This window comes from Streptomyces sp. NPDC088794, assembly GCF_044750545.1.
In the GTDB taxonomy this organism is placed as follows: Bacteria; Actinomycetota; Actinomycetes; order Streptomycetales; family Streptomycetaceae; genus Streptomyces.
The window spans coordinates 625,453-641,659 of record NZ_JBIVKB010000002.1; the positions used below are offsets into that span (position 1 = coordinate 625,453).

The following is a 16,207-nucleotide window of genomic DNA, read 5'->3' on the forward strand; positions in this document are numbered from 1 at the left end:
ACCACCCAGAGATATCCCTTTTCTCCGTATTCACCGGCCCAACGCTAGGTGCTACAGAGCCTGTTGAGACGCACCAGCACGCGCCCTCGCCCGTCTAAGATGCGGCCCATGAGCTTTGGGCAGCAGGGAGGGCCCCCGTCCCAGTGGGATCCCTGGAAACCGCAATCGCAGCAGCCGTGGACCGACGGCGGCGGTGACGGCACCCCGGACTGGGCCGCACTCGCCGAGGCGTCCGAGACCCGCAACCGCAGACGCCGGCTGTTCTTCATCGGCGGCGGCGCGGTCGCCACGATCGCGATAGGCACCGCCGTCGCGATGGCCGTCGTGTCCTCGGACGGTGGCAACCAGGCCTCGGGCGACCCGTCCAACCTGCCCGCCAGCGCCTCCATCCCCAGCGGCAGCGCCTCGGCCCCCTCCTTCGAGCCGACCAGCGCGCCCCCGCCGCTGGACCCGAAGGAGTTCATCGACAGCAAGGCCAAGGACACCGCGCCCCTCAGCGCGACGCTGCTCTTCCCGGGCACCCAGCTGACCATGGGCTCGGTGGTGTACAAGAAGGGCCCGACGGCCGACACGAAGAACTGCGCCTCGGCCGCCCAGGGCACGCTCCCGAAGGTCCTCACCGCGAGCGGCTGCACCAGCTTCATGCGCGTGACCTACACCAAGGACGGCGTCGCGGTCACCGTCGGCGTGGCCGTCTTCGACACCGAGGCCAAGGCCCTCAAGGCCAAGGGCGACGCGGACAAGAAGGGCTTCGTCAAGCCCCTCACCGGCGCCGGCGTGAAGTCCTTCTGCGACGCCGCGCTCTGCCGCACGACCACCAACTCCTACGGCCGGTACGCCTACTTCACCATCGCGGGCTTCACCAACGCCAAGGACGTCACGACGAAGGACACCAAGGTCTTCTCGACCGGCGACGACCTGGCCGAGTTCACCTTCCGCCAGATCCGCCGCCGCGGCGAGGCCCAGGCGTCGGCGGCGGTCGGCTAGGGGCTGTCGTTTGGATCAGTCCGGCGTCGCGGGGTCTGCTCGGCCAAGAGGCACCGCACCTCACAGCCGACCTGATCCAAACGACAGCCCCTAGTCCTCGCTCAACAGCACCCGGCCCCGGGCAGCGTCCGCTTGTTGCGCGCCTCCTTGCTGCGCGCGGCAAGCAGCTCGTCGGCCGGGTAGCTGACCTCCTCCAGCGTGAGCCCGTGCGGCCGTACGACATGCACGGCGGAGTCCCGTACGCCGGCGGCCAGCACCTTGCCCGGCCAGTCCGGCGTGCGGTGCCCGTCCCCCACGAACAGCAGCGCCCCGATCAGCGAGCGCACCATGTTGTGGCAGAAGGCGTCGGCCCGCACGGTGGCGGTGACGATCCCGTCGTCCCCCCGCACAAGGCTCAGCTCCTGGAGCGTCCGGATCGTGGTCGCCCCTTCGCGCCGCTTGCAGTAGGCCGCGAAGTCGTGCTCCCCGAGCAGCGCTTGGGCCGCCTCGTTCATGGCGTCGACGTCGAGCGGCCAGTCGTGCCACAGCACATGCCCGCGCAGCAGCGGATCGACCCCACCGGGATGGTCGGTGACGCGATAGGCGTACCGCCGCCACACAGCCGAGAACCGGGCGTTGAACCCGACGGGAGCCTCGTCGAGTGCCCACACCCGCACATCCTTGGCCAACCGCCCCGCAAGCCGCTTCAGCAGCTTCTCGCGGTGCTCGGCCCACACCTCCCCCGGCAGATCAACATGCGCCACCTGCCCCCGCGCATGCACCCCGGAATCGGTCCGCCCGGCCACGGTCAACTCGTACGAGGCCTCCCCCGACCGCGTAACGGTCCGCAAGGCCTCCTCGATCTCCCCCTGCACGGTCCGCCGCCCCCCGGCCTGCTTGGCCCACCCGGAGAAGTCGGCCCCGTCGTAGGAGAGATCGAGACGGACGCGGACGTAACCGGGCTGAACTTCGTCACTCACCCCTGGATTCCTTTCAGGTGCACAAAAGCGGGCCCGTCCCAAGAAGGAACGGACCCGCTGACACGCCCGTTTTCAGGGGCGCGGGGAACTGCGCGACCAGCCACGGCGGGCCTGCAGCCGAAGGACGGCCTTACGCCTCCTTCGACTCCTCAGCGTCGTCATCGGCCTTGGTCACATCGACCTTGGCGTCCTCGACAGCCGGCGTCTCCGCGTCCTTGGCGGCACGCTTCGTCGCAGCCTCGGCCTCACCCGTCGCCGCCTGCGCGACGGTCAGGGCCTCGACCAGCTCGATGACAGCCATGGGCGCGTTGTCGCCACGACGGTTACCGATCTTGGTGATGCGGGTGTACCCACCGGGACGGTTCTCGTAGCGCGGGCCGATCTCGGTGAAGAGCGTGTGGACGACGCTCTTGTCCGTGATCACCTGAAGCACCTGACGGCGGTTGTGAAGGTCGCCCTTCTTGCCCTTGGTGATCAGACGCTCGGCGTAGGGCCGCAGCTTGCGGGCCTTCGCCTCGGTGGTGGTGATACGGCCGTGCTCGAACAGCGACTTCGCGAGGTTCGCAAGAAGCAGCTTCTCGTGCGCGGCACTGCCGCCCAGACGGGCACCCTTGGTGGGCTTCGGCATGTCTTTCTCCTTGGTATCTGCCCCGGCCGTATCAGGTACCGGGGGCAGGACCCGATGAGCGGATGCTCACCGGCAACAACCGATCAGTACTGCTCGGTCTCCACAAAACCCGCGTCCACGTCATCGTCCGCGCCAAACGCGTCCGCCGCGGCCGTCGGGTCGAATCCGGGCGGGCTGTCCTTCAGGGCCAGGCCCATGCCGGCCAGCTTCGCCTTGACCTCGTCGATGGACTTCGCACCGAAGTTGCGGATGTCCAGGAGGTCGGCCTCGGAACGAGCCACGAGCTCACCCACGGAGTGGATGCCCTCGCGCTTGAGGCAGTTGTAGGAGCGGACCGTGAGCTCCAGCTCCTCGATCGGCAGAGCGAGGTCCGCGGCAAGGGCTGCGTCCGTCGGGGACGGGCCCATGTCGATGCCCTCGGCGTCGATGTTCAGCTCGCGCGCGAGACCGAACAGCTCGACGAGCGTCTTACCGGCGGAAGCCATGGCGTCACGGGGACGCATGGCCTGCTTGGTCTCGACGTCGACGATCAGCTTGTCGAAGTCGGTCCGCTGCTCGACACGCGTCGCCTCGACCTTGTACGTGACCTTCAGCACCGGCGAGTAGATCGAGTCGACCGGGATGCGCCCGATCTCCTGACCCACCTGCTTGTTCTGCACGGCGGAGACGTAACCGCGGCCACGCTCGACCGTGAGTTCCATCTCCAGCTTGCCCTTGCCGTTGAGCGTGGCCAGGACGAGGTCGGGGTTGTGCACCTCGACACCGGCCGGGGGCGCGATGTCGGCGGCGGTGACCAGACCCGGACCCTGCTTGCGCAGGTACATCACGACCGGCTCGTCGTGCTCCGAGGAGACGACCAGCTGCTTGATGTTGAGGATCAGGTCGGTGACGTCCTCCTTGACGCCCGGCACGGTGGTGAACTCGTGCAGGACACCGTCGATCCGGATGCTGGTGACAGCCGCACCGGGGATCGAGGAGAGGAGCGTACGACGCAGGGAGTTGCCGAGGGTGTAGCCGAAGCCCGGCTCCAGCGGCTCGATCACGAACCGGGAGCGGAACTCGTCGACGACCTCTTCGGTCAACGAGGGACGCTGAGCGATCAGCATGAAGTGAATCCTTCAGTCATGGACACCCACTATTTGATGTCCTTGAGTACTGCAAGGGTACGGGCGGCACCGCACCGAGGTGCCGTACCGCCCGAAACCTGAGACAACCGTGCGTCAGACGCGGCGGCGCTTGGGCGGACGGCAGCCGTTGTGCGGGGTGGGGGTGACGTCCTGGATGGAGCCGACCTCAAGACCGGTCGCCTGAAGCGAACGGATGGCCGTCTCGCGACCCGAGCCCGGGCCCTTCACGAAGACGTCGACCTTGCGCATGCCGTGCTCCTGCGCGCGACGGGCGGCCGACTCGGCGGCCATCTGCGCGGCGAAGGGGGTGGACTTGCGCGAGCCCTTGAAGCCGACGTGGCCGGCGGAGGCCCAGGAGATCACGTTGCCCGAGGGGTCCGTGATCGAGACGATGGTGTTGTTGAACGTGCTCTTGATGTGCGCGTGGCCGTGAGCGACGTTCTTCTTTTCCTTGCGGCGCACCTTCTTGGCAGCGCCCTGACGACCCTTGGGGGGCATCTATAACTCCTACGGGGAGGTGGTCGGTCCTACAGCGAAGACCGCTGATGAAGCGTTGTCCGCTGCGGACTACTTCTTGCCCGGCTTCTTCTTGCCGGCGATGGCGCGACGCGGGCCCTTGCGGGTACGGGCGTTCGTGCTGGTGCGCTGACCGCGGACGGGCAGGCCACGACGGTGGCGCAGACCCTGGTAGCAACCGATCTCGACCTTGCGGCGGATGTCGGCCTGGACCTCGCGACGGAGGTCACCCTCGGTCTTGATGTTGGCGTCGACGTACTCACGAATCGCGACGAGCTGCTCTTCCGAGAGGTCGCGAACGCGGGTGTTGGGGTCGATGCCGGTCTCGGCCAGCGTCAGCTGGGAAAGGGTCCGACCAATGCCGAACACGTAGGTGAGGGCGACCTCCACGCGCTTTTCGCGCGGGATGTCGACACCGGAAACGCGTGCCATTCAATGGCTCCTGGTGATCTTCGGAGGTCTTCCACAGAACCGGTTCCCGTCCGCCGGCCTCTTCTGTCTCGAAGAGTTGGTACGGAACAGGTCCCCAGCCTCCGAGCCGGGGGTATCAAGCGCCTACTACGCCTGGGTCCTGCGTATGAACTTGCTTTGCTCGCGTCGCGCGAATCTCTGCGATATCGATGCAGAGGGAACGGTCAGTCGTGCGTCAGCCCTGGCGCTGCTTGTGGCGCGGGTTCTCGCAGATGACCATGACCCGACCGTGACGGCGGATCACCCTGCACTTGTCGCAGATCTTCTTGACGCTCGGCTTGACCTTCATGGGACTGAGGCTCTCCGAGTCAGAGGGATCTACTTGTAGCGGTAGACGATCCGGCCACGCGTCAGGTCGTACGGAGACAGCTCCACCACGACCCGGTCGTCAGGGAGGATGCGGATGTAGTGCATACGCATCTTGCCGCTGATGTGTGCCAGGACCTGGTGGCCGTTCTGGAGCTCGACCTTGAACATGGCGTTCGGAAGAGACTCGACGACAGTGCCCTCGATCTCGATGGCACCTTGCTTCTTGGCCACGCTTCGCCCTTCGAATCGACTACCTTGATCGACTCACGTGCTTCCCTCTTGAGGGTGCATGCGGACATGCGGCTGCACGAGAGCCGACGAGTCAGTCTACGTCAGGCCACTCGGAAAGACGAATCGAGGAAGGATGCCCCACCTGCAAGATCCTTAAGCAAGGGGATCCGGCGCAGCCGTGATCCCGAGCTCCGCGAGCTTGGCCTTGCCGCCGTCAGGAGCCGTGAGCACCAGCGGCCCTTCCTCCGTCAACGCGACCGAGTGCTCCCAGTGGGACGACCACGTGCCGTCCGTCGTGATGACCGTCCAGTCGTCGGCGAGGACCTCGGTCTTGGGCGTGCCGAGGGACACCATCGGCTCGATCGCCAGGCAGAACCCGGGGACCAGCTTGGGTCCCTTGCCGCGGCGCTTCTCGACGTAGTTCAGCAGGTGCGGGTCCATGTGCATCTCGGTGCCGATGCCGTGCCCGCCGTAGTCCTCGACGATCCCGTACTTCCCGCCGCCCGGCTTCGGCTGCCGGCGGATGTATGTCTCGATGGCACGGGAGACGTCGACCAGCCGGTTGCCGAGCTTCATCGCGGCGATGCCGGCCCACATCGACTCCTCGGTGACCCGGGACAGCTCGATCAGCTCCGGGGAGTGCCCCGAGCCCACGAACGCCGTGTACGCCGCGTCGCCGTGCCAGCCGTCGATGATCGCGCCGCAGTCGATGGAGATGATGTCGCCGTCCTTGAGGACGACCTCGTCGGACGGGATGCCGTGCACGACGACCTCGTTCACGGACGTGCAGATCGTGGCCGGAAAGCCGCCGTAGCCAAGGAAGTTCGGCTTGGCGTCGTGCTCCGCGAGCACCTTGCGCGCGACCTGGTCCAGATCCCTGGTCGTGGCCCCGGGCACCGCCGCCTCGCGCGTGGCCGCGTGGATCGCGGCGACGACCAGGCCCGCCTCACGCATCTTGGCGATCTGCTCGGGGCTCTTGATCTGCACCATGGGGGGCCTGCGCTCTCCGTCACTCACGTCATTCGGATACGTACACAACACTACGGCCGCGACGCCCTGGGTGCCCCGGACAGAGTCTGGGGCAGGGCGTCACGGCCGGATCGGACTGCGACTACTTGTCGTCGTCCTCGCGCTTGAGGGCCTTCAGGGCCCGCTGCGTGACCTCGTCCACCGGACCCATCGCCTCGATCGTCACCACGAGGCCCTGGACCTTGTAGTAGTCGATGATCGGCTCGGTCTGGGTGTGGTAGACCTCGAGACGTGTGCGGACCGTCGCCTCGGAGTCGTCGTCCCGCTGGTACAGCTCGCCGCCGCAGACGTCACAGACGCCTTCCTTGGCCGGCTTCTTGTACGACACGTGGAAGACGTGCGCCGAGTCGTTGCGGCAGATGCGCCGACCGGCGATCCGCTTCACGACCTCTTCCTCCGGTGCTTCGAGATCCAGCACCGCGTCCAGCTTGATGCCCTCGGTGGTGAGGAGTTCGTCGAGCGCCTCGGCCTGCGAGACATTGCGCGGGAAACCGTCCAGGAGGAAGCCGTTCTCCGCGTCGGCCTGCTCCATACGGTCCTTGGCCATCGCGATGGTCACCTCGTCGGGTACGAGGTTGCCGGCGTCCATGTAGGACTTCGCGAGTTTCCCGAGCTCCGTCTGCTGGCTGATGTTGGCGCGGAACAGGTCACCCGTGGAGATGTGCGGGACGCGCAGCTTCTCGGCGAGCCGAGTGGCCTGCGTGCCCTTCCCGGCGCCCGGCGGCCCGACGAGGACGATTCGCATCAGCGGAGGAACCCTTCGTAATTGCGCTGCTGGAGCTGGCTCTCGATTTGCTTCACCGTCTCGAGACCGACACCCACGATGATGAGGATGCTCGTCCCACCGAACGGGAAGTTCTGGCTTGCCCCGAAGCCCACCAACGCCATCGTCGGCACAAGAGCGATCAGACCCAGATACAGCGAACCCGGCCAGGTGATCCGGTTGAGCACGTACGAGAGGTACTCAGCGGTCGGTCGGCCAGCCCGGATGCCCGGGATGAAGCCACCATACTTCTTCATGTTGTCGGCGACTTCTTCGGGGTTGAAGGAGATCGCGACGTAGAAGAAGGCGAAGAAAACGATCAGCAGGAAGTACATGCTGATGTAGATCGGGTGGTCGCCCTTGGTCAGGTTCTGCTCGATCCAGGTCTTCCAGCCGGAGGTGCTTCCCGAGAACTGCGCGATGAGCGCCGGGATGTAGAGCAGCGAGGACGCGAAGATGACCGGGATGACACCGGCCTGGTTGACCTTCAACGGGATGTAGGTCGACGTACCGCCGTAGGAACGGCGGCCGATCATGCGCTTCGCGTACTGCACCGGGATCCGGCGCTGAGCCTGCTCGACGAAGACGACCAGGCCGACCATGACCAGACCCACGGCGATGACGGTGCCGAACTCGATCCAGCCACCCGCCAGCGTGCCCTGCTTCTTGATGGCCCACAGCGCCGACGGGAAGGTCGCCGCGATGGAGATGAACATGAGGATCGACATGCCGTTGCCGATGCCGCGGTCGGTGATGAGCTCGCCCAGCCACATGACGACGGCCGTACCGGCCGTCATGCAGATCACCATCGTGATGGTGGTGAAGATGGCCTGGTCGGGGACGATGCTCGACGCGACGGTGCAGCCGGAGAAGAGAGCGCCGCTGCGGGCGGTGGCCACCAGGCCGGTGCCCTGCAGGATGGCCAGCGCCACGGTCAGGTAACGCGTGTACTGCGTGATCTTCGCGGTGCCTGCCGAGCCCTCCTTCTTGAGGGCTTCGAGGCGCGGGATCACCACGGTCAGCAGCTGCAGGATGATGCTCGCGGTGATGTAGGGCATGATGCCCAGCGCGAAGATCGTGATCTGCAGCAGCGCGCCGCCGCTGAACATGTTGACCAGACCGAACAGGCCCTGGTTGCCGGAGGCCTCGTCCACACACTGCTGGACGGCCGTGTAGTTGACGCCGGGAATCGGAATGTGGGTACCGACCCGGTAGACCACGATGATGCCGAGCGTGAAGAGCAGTTTCTTGCGCAGGTCGGGCGTCCTGAACGCCCGGGCGAACGCGGTGAGCACGGTGCCTCCTGCGACCCCCGCGCAACTGCGTCAAGGGTGACGGTCTTGAGGTTCGACGAATAGGAAAAAGAACAGCGCAGGCCACCTTACCGGCGACACCGCTTCCCTAGGAACGACCAACCGGGGATACCCCGTTGTGAGGTATCCCCGGTCGGGATCGTTCAAGTCATCGAGACGCCTGTGGTGTTCAGACGAGCTCGGTGACGGTACCGCCGGCCGCGGTGATCTTCTCCTTGGCGGAACCGGAGACGGCATCCACCGTCACCTGCAACGCCACGGAGATCTCACCCTGGCCGAGGACCTTGACGAGGCTGTTCTTGCGAACAGCGCCCTTGGCCACGAGACCCTCGACGGTCACCTCGCCACCCTCGGGGTAGAGGGCGGAGAGCTTGTCGAGGTTCACGACCTGGTACTCGGTCTTGAACGGGTTCTTGAAGCCCTTCAGCTTCGGAAGACGCATGTGGAGGGGCATCTGGCCACCCTCGAAGCGCTCCGGAACCTGGTAACGGGCCTTCGTACCCTTGGTGCCACGACCGGCCGTCTTACCCTTCGACGCCTCACCACGACCCACACGGGTCTTGGCGGTCTTGGCGCCCGGGGCGGGACGGAGGTTGTGGATCTTGAGCGGGTTGTTCTCCGCCATGATCAGTCGACCTCCTCGACCGTCACGAGGTGGCGGACATGGCGAACCATGCCGCGGAACTCGGGGCGGTCCTCCTTGACGACCTGCGAGTTGATGCCCTTGAGACCAAGGGAGCGCAGGGTGTCACGGTGGTTCTGCTTGCTGCCGATGTACGACTTCGTCTGCGTGATCCGGAGCTGTGCCATTACGCAGCACCAGCCCCGGCACGCGCACGCAGCAGAGCCGCGGGCGCGACGTCCTCGAGGGGCAGACCACGGCGGGCCGCGATCTCCTCGGGACGCTGCAGACCCTTGAGGGCCGCCACGGTCGCGTGCACGATGTTGATCGCGTTCGACGAGCCGAGCGACTTCGACAGGATGTCGTGCACACCGGCGCACTCGAGCACGGCACGCACCGGGCCACCGGCGATGACGCCGGTACCGGGGGAGGCAGGCTTGAGCAGGACGACGCCCGCGGCCTTCTCGCCCGTGATCGGGTGCGGGATGGTGCCCTGGATACGGGGGACCTTGAAGAAGTGCTTCTTGGCCTCTTCAACACCCTTGGCGATCGCGGCCGGCACCTCCTTGGCCTTGCCGTAACCGACACCGACGGTGCCATCGCCATCGCCCACTACGACGAGCGCAGTGAAGCTGAAGCGACGACCACCCTTGACAACCTTGGCGACGCGGTTGATCGCGACGACGCGCTCAACGTACGCGGTCTTCTCGGCGGCAGCTGCGCCACCGTCACGGCCCTTCCGGTCCCGCCGCTCGCCGCCACCGGCACCGCCACCGCGGCGCTGGGGTCCAGCCATTGGAATTACCTCTCTCTATATCCGCTAGCTACGGCGGCTCAGAACTTGAGCCCGGCCTCGCGGGCGGCGTCCGCCAGAGCGGCGATGCGCCCGGCGTACTGGTTACCGCCACGGTCGAAGACGACAGCCTCGACACCGGCGGCCTTGGCACGCTCGGCGACCAGGGCGCCGACCTGCTTGGCCTGCGCGGACTTGTCACCCTCGCCGCCACGGACCGTGGTGTCCAGGGTGGACGCCGACGCCAGGGTGTGACCCTTGATGTCGTCGATCACCTGGGCCACGATGTGGCGGTTGGAGCGGGTAACGACCAGACGCGGACGCTCCGCCGTTCCGTTGATGTGCTTACGGATCCGGATGTGACGGCGCTTGATCGCGGCGCGCTTGTAGGCGTCGCCCTTAAGGATCTTCTGTCCGTATGCCATGGCTTACTTACCCGCCTTTCCGACCTTGCGGCGGATGACTTCGCCCTCGTACTTGACGCCCTTGGCCTTGTACGGGTCGGGCTTGCGCAGCTTGCGGATGTTGGCCGCAACCTCGCCGACCTTCTGCTTGTCGATGCCCTCGACCGAGAAGTGCGTCGGGTTCTCGACCTTGAACGAGATGCCCTCGGGCGCCTCGACGGTGATCGAGTGGCTGTAGCCGAGCGCGAACTCGAGGTTCGAGCCCTTGGCCGCAACGCGGTAACCGACACCGCTGATCTCGAGCTTCTTCACGTAACCCTCGGTCACGCCGGTGATCATGTTCGCCACCAGCGTGCGGGACAGGCCGTGCAGGGCCTTGTTCTGACGCTCGTCGTTGGGGCGGGTGACGTTGAGCACGCCGTCCTCACCCTTGGCGATGTCGATCGGCGAGGCGACGGTGTGGGACAGGGTGCCCTTGGGGCCCTTGACCGACACCGTGCGGCCGTCGATGGTGACGTCCACGCCGGCGGGAACCGTGATGGGGAGCTTGCCAATACGCGACATAGCTTCTTCCGTTCCCTTCCGCTACCAGACGTAGGCGAGGACTTCCCCGCCTACGCCCTTCTTGCCGGCCTGCTTGTCGGTGAGGAGCCCGTGCGACGTGGAGATGATCGCCACGCCCAGGCCGCCCAGCACCTTCGGCAGGTTGGTGGACTTCGCGTACACCCGGAGACCGGGCTTGGAGATCCGCTTGATGCCCGCGATGGAGCGCTCACGGTTCGGGCCGAACTTCAGCTCGAGAACGAGGTTCTTGCCGACCTCGGCGTCCTCGACCTTCCAGCCCGTGATGAAGCCCTCCTGCTGGAGGATCTCCGCGATGTGAGACTTGATCTTGGACGCCGGCATCGTCACTGAGTCGTGGTACGCCGAGTTCGCGTTCCGCAGACGCGTAAGCATGTCTGCGATCGGATCAGTCATGGTCATGAAGTGGCCTTCGGCCTCTCTCGCCGGGGTTTCCTGGTGCGCCATCCCTCTCCCCGATCCGAGACGGGGCGGGTGCGGCACGGTGGACCTACGGCGTAGTAAGTCTTACGGGCGTCAGAGCGCCCAACCCTCCTAGCCTAAGCCATGGAGGGGTGGGCTCCTGACCAAACCCTTTGCTTACCGAGAGACTCCGGAATCCCTGAAGGGATTACCAGGAGCTCTTGGTCACGCCCGGCAGCTCGCCACGGTGAGCCATCTCACGAAGGCAGACGCGGCACAGGCCGAACTTGCGGTACACGGAGTGCGGACGGCCGCAGCGCTGGCAGCGCGTGTAGCCACGTACTCCGAACTTGGGCTTACGAGCAGCCTTGGCAATCAGAGCCTTCTTCGCCATCTCGCTTACGCCTCCTTGAAGGGGAAGCCGAGGTGACGGAGAAGGGCACGGCCTTCGGCGTCGTTGGTCGCCGTGGTGACCACGGTGATGTCCATACCCCGGACGCGGTCGATCTTGTCCTGGTCGATCTCGTGGAACATGACCTGCTCGGTGAGACCGAAGGTGTAGTTGCCACGGCCGTCGAACTGCTTGGGAGACAGACCACGGAAGTCGCGGATGCGCGGCAGCGCGAGCGACAGGGTGCGGTCCAGGAACTCCCACATGCGGTCGCCACGAAGAGTGACGTGGGCACCGATCGGCTGACCCTCGCGCAGCTTGAACTGCGCGATGGACTTGCGGGCCTTGGTGATGGCCGGCTTCTGACCGGTGATGGTGGTCAGGTCACGGACGGCACCGTCCATGAGCTTGGAGTCACGGGCGGCGTCGCCGACACCCATGTTGACCACGATCTTGACGAGGCCGGGGATCTGCATGACGTTCTCGTACTTGAACTCGTCACGCAGCTTGCCCGCGATCTCCTCGCGGTACTTCGTCTTGAGACGCGGAGTCGTGGTGGTAGTCATCAGATGTCCTCACCCGTCCGCTTGGCAACGCGGATCTTGTTGCCCTCGTCGTCGAAGCGGTAACCGACACGCGTGACAACCTTGTTGCCGTCCTTCTCAACGACCAGCTGGACGTTGGAGACGTGGACGGGCGCCTCGGTCGTGACGATGCCGCCGGCCTGCGAACCGCGAGCGGTCGGGCCGGCCTTGGTGTGCTTCTTGACCCGGTTGACACCCTCGACCAGGACGCGGTCCTCGCGGGGGAAGGCCGCGATGACCTTGCCCTGCTTGCCCTTGTCCTTGCCGGTGATGACCTGAACCAGGTCGCCCTTCTTGATCTTCATGCTTACAGCACCTCCGGAGCCAGCGAGATGATCTTCATGAACTTCTTCTCGCGCAGCTCGCGCCCGACCGGGCCGAAGATGCGGGTACCACGAGGGTCGCCGTCGTTCTTCAGAATGACGGCGGCGTTCTCGTCGAAGCGGATGTACGAGCCGTCCGGACGGCGGCGCTCCTTGACGGTGCGAACGATGACCGCCTTGACGACGTCACCCTTCTTCACGTTGCCACCGGGGATCGCGTCCTTGACGGTGGCGACGATGACGTCACCGATGCCCGCGTAGCGGCGACCGGAGCCACCGAGCACACGGATGCAAAGGATTTCCTTCGCACCAGTGTTGTCGGCGACGCGCAGTCGCGACTCCTGCTGGATCACGTCTATCTCCTGTTTGTCTGCCGGTTCCCGGCAGGGGCCGCCTCTTTACGAGGAGAGGCCCCTGCCGAGCCTGGCGGAACTGTCCTGCGGGGGTGCCCGCAGGAGATTTACTTGGCCTTTTCGAGGATCTCGACGATGCGCCAGCGCTTCGTCGAGGACAGCGGCCGGGTCTCCGCGAGGAGGACACGGTCGCCGACGCCTGCGGCGTTCTGCTCGTCGTGGGCCTTGAGCTTGTTCGTACGGCGGATGACCTTGCCGTACAGCGCGTGCTTCACACGGTCCTCGACGGCGACGACGACGGTCTTGTCCATCTTGTCGCTGACGACGAGACCCTCACGGGTCTTGCGGAAGCCGCGGGCCTCTGCGGTCTCGGTCACGTTGTTCTCACTCATCAGGCGCTCTCCACCGTCTCGATGCCCAGCTCGCGCTCACGCATCAGGGTGTAGATCCGCGCGATGTCCTTGCGGACGGCCTTGAGCCGACCGTGGTTCTCGAGCTGACCCGTCGCCGCCTGGAAGCGGAGGTTGAACAGCTCTTCCTTGGCTTCGCGGAGCTTCGCCAGAAGCTCCTCGTCACCCAGTTCGCGCAGCTCGGACGCCTTGGTACCGGCCGACATCACGCTTCACCTGCCTCGCGCTTGACGATCCGGCACTTCATCGGCAGCTTGTGGGCTGCGCGAGTCAGGGCCTCACGGGCGATCTTCTCGTTGGGGTAGGACAGCTCGAACATGACCCGGCCCGGGTGCACGTTCGCGATCCACCACTCGGGAGAACCCTTACCGGAACCCATGCGGGTCTCGGCAGGCTTCTTCGTCAGCGGGCGGTCCGGGTAGATGTTGATCCAGACCTTGCCGCCACGCTTGATGTGGCGGGTCATCGCGATACGGGCCGCCTCGATCTGGCGGTTGGTCACGTACGCCGGAGTGAGGGCCTGGATGCCGTACTCGCCGAACGCAACCGTCGTACCGCCCTTGGCCTCGCCGCGGCGCTTCGGGTGGTGCTGCTTGCGGTGCTTGACCCTACGGGGGATCAGCATGTCGGTCAGGCCTCCGTTCCGGTGCTCTCAGCCGGAGCGGCGGCAGCGGGAGCCTCGGCCTTGGGGGCCTCGGCGCCGGCAGCCTGCTGCGGCTTGCGACCGCGCCGCTCGCCACCGCCACGGCCACCACGGGCCGGACGGTCGGAGCCGCCGCCACCGCGAGCCGGGCGGTTACCCGCACGGGCGGCAGCGTTCTCAGCGCGGACCTCGGCGATGTTCTTGACATCGCCCTTGTAGATCCAGACCTTCACGCCGATGCGGCCGAAGGTCGTCTTGGCCTCGAAGAAGCCGTAGTCCACGTTCGCGCGGAGCGTGTGCAGGGGCACGCGGCCCTCGCGGTAGAACTCCGAGCGGGACATCTCGGCGCCGCCGAGGCGACCGCCGCACTGGATCTTGATGCCCTTGGCGCCGGCCTTCATCGCCGACTGCATGCTCTTACGCATGGCGCGGCGGAAGGAGACGCGGGAGGAGAGCTGCTCGGCGACGGCCTGCGCGACCAGCTGGGCATCCGTCTCGGGGTTCTTGACCTCGAGGATGTTCAGCTGGACCTGCTTGCCCGTGAGCTTCTCGAGGTCACCGCGGATGCGGTCGGCCTCGGCGCCACGGCGGCCGATGACGATGCCCGGACGCGCGGTGTGGATGTCCACACGCACACGGTCACGGGTGCGCTCGATCTCCACCTTCGAGATGCCGGCGCGCTCCATGCCGGACGTCATCATCCGACGGATGGCGACGTCTTCCTTGACGTAGTCCTTGTACAGCTTGTCGGCGTACCACCGGGACTTGAAGTCCGTGGTGATGCCGAGCCGGAACCCGTGCGGGTTAACCTTCTGGCCCATTACCGGGTTCCTTCCTTGCTGCTGACGACCACGGTGATGTGGCTGGTCCGCTTGCGGATCCGGTAGGCACGACCCTGGGCGCGCGGACGGAACCGCTTCAGGGTCGGACCCTCGTCGACGTAGGCCTCGGAGATGAAGAGGCTGTCGGCGTCGGTGTGGTCGTAGTTGTGCGCGGCGTTGGCAATGGCGCTGTCCAGCACCTTGCCGACCGGCACGCTCGCGGCCTGCGGGGCGAAACGCAGGACCGCCTGAGCCTCCGTGGCGTCCATGCCACGGATGAGGTCCACCACGCGGCGGGCCTTCATGGGCGTGACGCGGATGTACCGCGCCTGGGCCCTGGCTTCCATGGTTGTCCCTTCAGTGTTTGTCATGGTCGGTCGCCCCGCGCTAGCGGCGCTTCGACTTCCGGTCGTCCTTGACGTGACCCCGGAAGGTGCGCGTCGGCGAGAACTCGCCGAGCTTGTGGCCGACCATCGACTCGGTGACAAACACCGGGATGTGGGTCTTGCCGTTGTGCACCGCGATCGTGTGGCCCAGCATGGCCGGGACGATCATCGAGCGGCGGGACCAGGTCTTGATGACGTTCTTGGAACCGGCTTCGTTCTGAGCATCCACCTTCTTGGCGAGGTGCTCGTCGACGAAAGGCCCCTTCTTGAGACTGCGCGGCATCTAAACCCGCTCCTAGCGCTTCTTGTTCGTCTTGCGGCGGCGGACGATGTACTTGTTCGAAGCCTTCTTCGGCGAACGAGTACGACCCTCCTTCTGACCCCAGGGGCTGACCGGGTGGCGACCACCGGAGGTCTTGCCCTCACCACCACCGTGGGGGTGGTCAACCGGGTTCATCGCCACACCGCGAACGGTCGGGCGGACGCCCAGCCAGCGCTTGCGGCCGGCCTTGCCCCAGTTGATGTTGCTCTGCTCGGCGTTGCCGACCTCGCCGACCGTGGCGCGGCAGCGCTGGTCGACCAGACGGATCTCACCGGACGGCATGCGGAGGTGGGCCATCGAGCCCTCCTTCGCGAGCAGCTGCACGGAGGCACCGGCGGAACGGGCGAACTTGGCGCCACCGCCCGGACGAAGCTCCACGGAGTGGATCGTCGTACCGACGGGGATGTTGCGCAGCGCCAGGTTGTTGCCCGGCTTGATGTCGGCCCCGGGACCGTTCTCGACGCGGTCGCCCTGCTGCAGGTTGCGCGGGGCGAGGATGTAGCGCTTCTCGCCGTCCGCGTAGTGCAGCAGCGCGATGCGCGCGGTGCGGTTGGGGTCGTACTCGATGTGCGCGACCTTCGCCGGCACGCCGTCCTTGTCATGGCGACGGAAGTCGATGACACGGTAGGCGCGCTTGTGTCCGCCACCCTGGTGGCGAACGGTCACACGACCGGCGTTGTTACGGCCGCCCTTGCTGTGCAGCGGGCGGACCAGCGACTTCTCCGGCGTGGACCGCGTGACCTCGACGAAGTCGGCGACGCTGGAGCCACGACGGCCCGGCGTAGTCGGCTTGTACTTGCGGATTCCCATTTTTCAGTCCTCGTCCGATATCGGACGA

Annotated in this window: 28 protein-coding genes; 1 reads left to right on the forward strand and 27 read right to left on the reverse strand. The window is 66.2% G+C overall.

Annotated features, from left to right (window positions below; genetic code table 11):
- The first annotated feature begins 108 nt into the window (after positions 1-108).
- Positions 109-987, forward strand: coding sequence for a hypothetical protein (locus ACIP6U_RS07400; RefSeq protein ID WP_401714005.1), 879 nt, complete (start codon positions 109-111; stop codon positions 985-987).
- A gap of 101 nt (positions 988-1,088) precedes the next feature.
- Here ACIP6U_RS07400 and truA read toward each other — a convergent pair whose 3' ends face one another.
- From truA to rplB, 27 genes are all read right to left on the reverse strand, one after another.
- Positions 1,089-1,946, reverse strand: coding sequence for a tRNA pseudouridine(38-40) synthase TruA (gene truA, locus ACIP6U_RS07405; RefSeq protein ID WP_401714007.1), 858 nt, complete (start codon positions 1,944-1,946; stop codon positions 1,089-1,091).
- Positions 1,947-2,076: 130 nt separating this feature from the next.
- Positions 2,077-2,574 carry a 50S ribosomal protein L17 gene (gene rplQ, locus ACIP6U_RS07410; protein ID WP_401714008.1) on the reverse strand — a complete coding sequence of 166 codons (498 nt, stop codon included), beginning with the start codon at positions 2,572-2,574 and terminating at the stop codon, positions 2,077-2,079.
- An 83-nt stretch (positions 2,575-2,657) separates the two neighbouring features.
- Positions 2,658-3,680, reverse strand: a complete 1,023-nt coding sequence (locus ACIP6U_RS07415) for a DNA-directed RNA polymerase subunit alpha (RefSeq protein WP_019055532.1) — start codon at positions 3,678-3,680, stop codon at positions 2,658-2,660.
- Between the two features lie 114 nt (positions 3,681-3,794).
- Positions 3,795-4,199 carry a 30S ribosomal protein S11 gene (rpsK, locus tag ACIP6U_RS07420; RefSeq protein WP_003956432.1) on the reverse strand — a complete coding sequence of 135 codons (405 nt, stop codon included), beginning with the start codon at positions 4,197-4,199 and terminating at the stop codon, positions 3,795-3,797.
- 69 nt (positions 4,200-4,268) lie between these two features.
- Positions 4,269-4,649 (reverse strand): 30S ribosomal protein S13, encoded by a 381-nt coding sequence (rpsM, locus tag ACIP6U_RS07425; RefSeq protein WP_280878449.1) that lies wholly within the window; start codon positions 4,647-4,649, stop codon positions 4,269-4,271.
- A 214-nt stretch (positions 4,650-4,863) separates the two neighbouring features.
- Positions 4,864-4,977, reverse strand: a complete 114-nt coding sequence (gene rpmJ, locus ACIP6U_RS07430) for a 50S ribosomal protein L36 (RefSeq protein WP_003998809.1) — start codon at positions 4,975-4,977, stop codon at positions 4,864-4,866.
- A gap of 29 nt (positions 4,978-5,006) precedes the next feature.
- Positions 5,007-5,228, reverse strand: a complete 222-nt coding sequence (infA, locus tag ACIP6U_RS07435) for a translation initiation factor IF-1 (RefSeq protein ID WP_003948620.1) — start codon at positions 5,226-5,228, stop codon at positions 5,007-5,009.
- A gap of 153 nt (positions 5,229-5,381) precedes the next feature.
- Positions 5,382-6,218, reverse strand: a complete 837-nt coding sequence (gene map, locus ACIP6U_RS07440; RefSeq protein ID WP_401714010.1) for a type I methionyl aminopeptidase — start codon at positions 6,216-6,218, stop codon at positions 5,382-5,384.
- Between the two features lie 121 nt (positions 6,219-6,339).
- Entirely contained in the window at positions 6,340-7,002 is a 663-nt protein-coding gene (locus tag ACIP6U_RS07445) for an adenylate kinase (RefSeq protein WP_123998302.1), read from the reverse strand.
- Positions 7,002-8,315, reverse strand: a complete 1,314-nt coding sequence (gene secY, locus ACIP6U_RS07450; protein WP_401714012.1) for a preprotein translocase subunit SecY — start codon at positions 8,313-8,315, stop codon at positions 7,002-7,004. The genes ACIP6U_RS07445 and secY overlap by 1 nt, the downstream gene beginning before the upstream one ends.
- Before the next feature lie 187 nt (positions 8,316-8,502).
- Complete coding sequence (rplO, locus tag ACIP6U_RS07455) at positions 8,503-8,958, reverse strand: 50S ribosomal protein L15 (protein WP_123998304.1); 456 nt, start codon at positions 8,956-8,958, stop codon at positions 8,503-8,505.
- Between the two features lie 2 nt (positions 8,959-8,960).
- Positions 8,961-9,143, reverse strand: a complete 183-nt coding sequence (gene rpmD, locus ACIP6U_RS07460; RefSeq protein WP_280878454.1) for a 50S ribosomal protein L30 — start codon at positions 9,141-9,143, stop codon at positions 8,961-8,963.
- On the reverse strand, positions 9,143-9,751 hold the full coding sequence (gene rpsE / locus ACIP6U_RS07465) for a 30S ribosomal protein S5 (RefSeq protein WP_007384078.1): 609 nt from the start codon (positions 9,749-9,751) through the stop codon (positions 9,143-9,145). Before rpsE ends, rpmD begins: the two co-directional genes overlap by 1 nt.
- A 38-nt stretch (positions 9,752-9,789) precedes the next feature.
- Positions 9,790-10,173, reverse strand: a complete 384-nt coding sequence (rplR, locus tag ACIP6U_RS07470) for a 50S ribosomal protein L18 (RefSeq protein WP_123998306.1) — start codon at positions 10,171-10,173, stop codon at positions 9,790-9,792.
- Between the two features lie 3 nt (positions 10,174-10,176).
- Positions 10,177-10,716, reverse strand: a complete 540-nt coding sequence (gene rplF, locus ACIP6U_RS07475; protein WP_401714016.1) for a 50S ribosomal protein L6 — start codon at positions 10,714-10,716, stop codon at positions 10,177-10,179.
- A gap of 21 nt (positions 10,717-10,737) precedes the next feature.
- Complete coding sequence (gene rpsH / locus ACIP6U_RS07480; protein ID WP_007384075.1) at positions 10,738-11,136, reverse strand: 30S ribosomal protein S8; 399 nt, start codon at positions 11,134-11,136, stop codon at positions 10,738-10,740.
- Between the two features lie 208 nt (positions 11,137-11,344).
- Positions 11,345-11,530: a type Z 30S ribosomal protein S14 gene (locus ACIP6U_RS07485; protein WP_003948630.1), complete on the reverse strand. Its 186-nt coding sequence runs from the start codon at positions 11,528-11,530 to the stop codon at positions 11,345-11,347.
- A 5-nt stretch (positions 11,531-11,535) separates the two neighbouring features.
- Complete coding sequence (gene rplE / locus ACIP6U_RS07490) at positions 11,536-12,093, reverse strand: 50S ribosomal protein L5 (RefSeq protein WP_266435027.1); 558 nt, start codon at positions 12,091-12,093, stop codon at positions 11,536-11,538.
- On the reverse strand, positions 12,093-12,416 hold the full coding sequence (gene rplX / locus ACIP6U_RS07495) for a 50S ribosomal protein L24 (protein WP_052839850.1): 324 nt from the start codon (positions 12,414-12,416) through the stop codon (positions 12,093-12,095). Before rplX ends, rplE begins: the two co-directional genes overlap by 1 nt.
- 2 nt (positions 12,417-12,418) lie before the next feature.
- On the reverse strand, positions 12,419-12,787 hold the full coding sequence (gene rplN / locus ACIP6U_RS07500) for a 50S ribosomal protein L14 (protein WP_003998823.1): 369 nt from the start codon (positions 12,785-12,787) through the stop codon (positions 12,419-12,421).
- A 107-nt stretch (positions 12,788-12,894) separates the two neighbouring features.
- The gene (rpsQ, locus tag ACIP6U_RS07505; RefSeq protein ID WP_280878456.1) at positions 12,895-13,179 is read right to left on the reverse strand and encodes a 30S ribosomal protein S17; all 285 of its coding nucleotides are present in this window, start codon (positions 13,177-13,179) and stop codon (positions 12,895-12,897) included.
- Entirely contained in the window at positions 13,179-13,403 is a 225-nt protein-coding gene (gene rpmC / locus ACIP6U_RS07510) for a 50S ribosomal protein L29 (protein WP_003998824.1), read from the reverse strand. The genes rpsQ and rpmC overlap by 1 nt, the downstream gene beginning before the upstream one ends.
- Entirely contained in the window at positions 13,403-13,822 is a 420-nt protein-coding gene (gene rplP / locus ACIP6U_RS07515; protein ID WP_030788270.1) for a 50S ribosomal protein L16, read from the reverse strand. The genes rpmC and rplP overlap by 1 nt, the downstream gene beginning before the upstream one ends.
- A gap of 5 nt (positions 13,823-13,827) precedes the next feature.
- Positions 13,828-14,661, reverse strand: coding sequence for a 30S ribosomal protein S3 (rpsC, locus tag ACIP6U_RS07520; protein ID WP_401714019.1), 834 nt, complete (start codon positions 14,659-14,661; stop codon positions 13,828-13,830).
- On the reverse strand, positions 14,661-15,008 hold the full coding sequence (gene rplV / locus ACIP6U_RS07525) for a 50S ribosomal protein L22 (protein WP_003974262.1): 348 nt from the start codon (positions 15,006-15,008) through the stop codon (positions 14,661-14,663). The genes rpsC and rplV overlap by 1 nt, the downstream gene beginning before the upstream one ends.
- A 40-nt stretch (positions 15,009-15,048) precedes the next feature.
- On the reverse strand, positions 15,049-15,330 hold the full coding sequence (gene rpsS, locus ACIP6U_RS07530) for a 30S ribosomal protein S19 (RefSeq protein WP_030930516.1): 282 nt from the start codon (positions 15,328-15,330) through the stop codon (positions 15,049-15,051).
- Positions 15,331-15,342: 12 nt separating this feature from the next.
- Positions 15,343-16,179: a 50S ribosomal protein L2 gene (gene rplB / locus ACIP6U_RS07535; RefSeq protein WP_123998311.1), complete on the reverse strand. Its 837-nt coding sequence runs from the start codon at positions 16,177-16,179 to the stop codon at positions 15,343-15,345.
- Between the last annotated feature and the right edge of the window lie 28 nt (positions 16,180-16,207).

Coding starts and splice junctions, on each gene's coding strand:
- rpsM (WP_280878449.1), bottom strand. CDS start 4,649: ATGGCACGCGTTTCCGGTGTCGACATCCCGCGCGAAAAGCGCGTGGAG.
- rpsK (WP_003956432.1), bottom strand. CDS start 4,199: ATGCCCCCCAAGGGTCGTCAGGGCGCTGCCAAGAAGGTGCGCCGCAAG.
- rplF (WP_401714016.1), bottom strand. CDS start 10,716: ATGTCGCGTATTGGCAAGCTCCCCATCACGGTTCCCGCCGGCGTGGAC.
- rplB (WP_123998311.1), bottom strand. CDS start 16,179: ATGGGAATCCGCAAGTACAAGCCGACTACGCCGGGCCGTCGTGGCTCC.
- rplX (WP_052839850.1), bottom strand. CDS start 12,416: ATGAAGATCAAGAAGGGCGACCTGGTTCAGGTCATCACCGGCAAGGAC.
- map (WP_401714010.1), bottom strand. CDS start 6,218: ATGGTGCAGATCAAGAGCCCCGAGCAGATCGCCAAGATGCGTGAGGCG.
- rpmD (WP_280878454.1), bottom strand. CDS start 9,143: ATGGCACAGCTCCGGATCACGCAGACGAAGTCGTACATCGGCAGCAAG.
- ACIP6U_RS07485 (WP_003948630.1), bottom strand. CDS start 11,530: ATGGCGAAGAAGGCTCTGATTGCCAAGGCTGCTCGTAAGCCCAAGTTC.
- rplP (WP_030788270.1), bottom strand. CDS start 13,822: ATGCTGATCCCCCGTAGGGTCAAGCACCGCAAGCAGCACCACCCGAAG.
- rplV (WP_003974262.1), bottom strand. CDS start 15,008: ATGGAAGCCAGGGCCCAGGCGCGGTACATCCGCGTCACGCCCATGAAG.
- rpsS (WP_030930516.1), bottom strand. CDS start 15,330: ATGCCGCGCAGTCTCAAGAAGGGGCCTTTCGTCGACGAGCACCTCGCC.
- rpmC (WP_003998824.1), bottom strand. CDS start 13,403: ATGTCGGCCGGTACCAAGGCGTCCGAGCTGCGCGAACTGGGTGACGAG.
- rpsC (WP_401714019.1), bottom strand. CDS start 14,661: ATGGGCCAGAAGGTTAACCCGCACGGGTTCCGGCTCGGCATCACCACG.
- rplQ (WP_401714008.1), bottom strand. CDS start 2,574: ATGCCGAAGCCCACCAAGGGTGCCCGTCTGGGCGGCAGTGCCGCGCAC.
- rplO (WP_123998304.1), bottom strand. CDS start 8,958: ATGGCGGAGAACAACCCGCTCAAGATCCACAACCTCCGTCCCGCCCCG.
- rpsQ (WP_280878456.1), bottom strand. CDS start 13,179: ATGAGTGAGAACAACGTGACCGAGACCGCAGAGGCCCGCGGCTTCCGC.
- rplR (WP_123998306.1), bottom strand. CDS start 10,173: ATGGCATACGGACAGAAGATCCTTAAGGGCGACGCCTACAAGCGCGCC.
- rplE (WP_266435027.1), bottom strand. CDS start 12,093: ATGACTACCACCACGACTCCGCGTCTCAAGACGAAGTACCGCGAGGAG.
- ACIP6U_RS07415 (WP_019055532.1), bottom strand. CDS start 3,680: ATGCTGATCGCTCAGCGTCCCTCGTTGACCGAAGAGGTCGTCGACGAG.
- rpmJ (WP_003998809.1), bottom strand. CDS start 4,977: ATGAAGGTCAAGCCGAGCGTCAAGAAGATCTGCGACAAGTGCAGGGTG.
- rpsH (WP_007384075.1), bottom strand. CDS start 11,136: ATGACCATGACTGATCCGATCGCAGACATGCTTACGCGTCTGCGGAAC.
- rpsE (WP_007384078.1), bottom strand. CDS start 9,751: ATGGCTGGACCCCAGCGCCGCGGTGGCGGTGCCGGTGGCGGCGAGCGG.
- ACIP6U_RS07445 (WP_123998302.1), bottom strand. CDS start 7,002: ATGCGAATCGTCCTCGTCGGGCCGCCGGGCGCCGGGAAGGGCACGCAG.
- ACIP6U_RS07400 (WP_401714005.1), top strand. CDS start 109: ATGAGCTTTGGGCAGCAGGGAGGGCCCCCGTCCCAGTGGGATCCCTGG.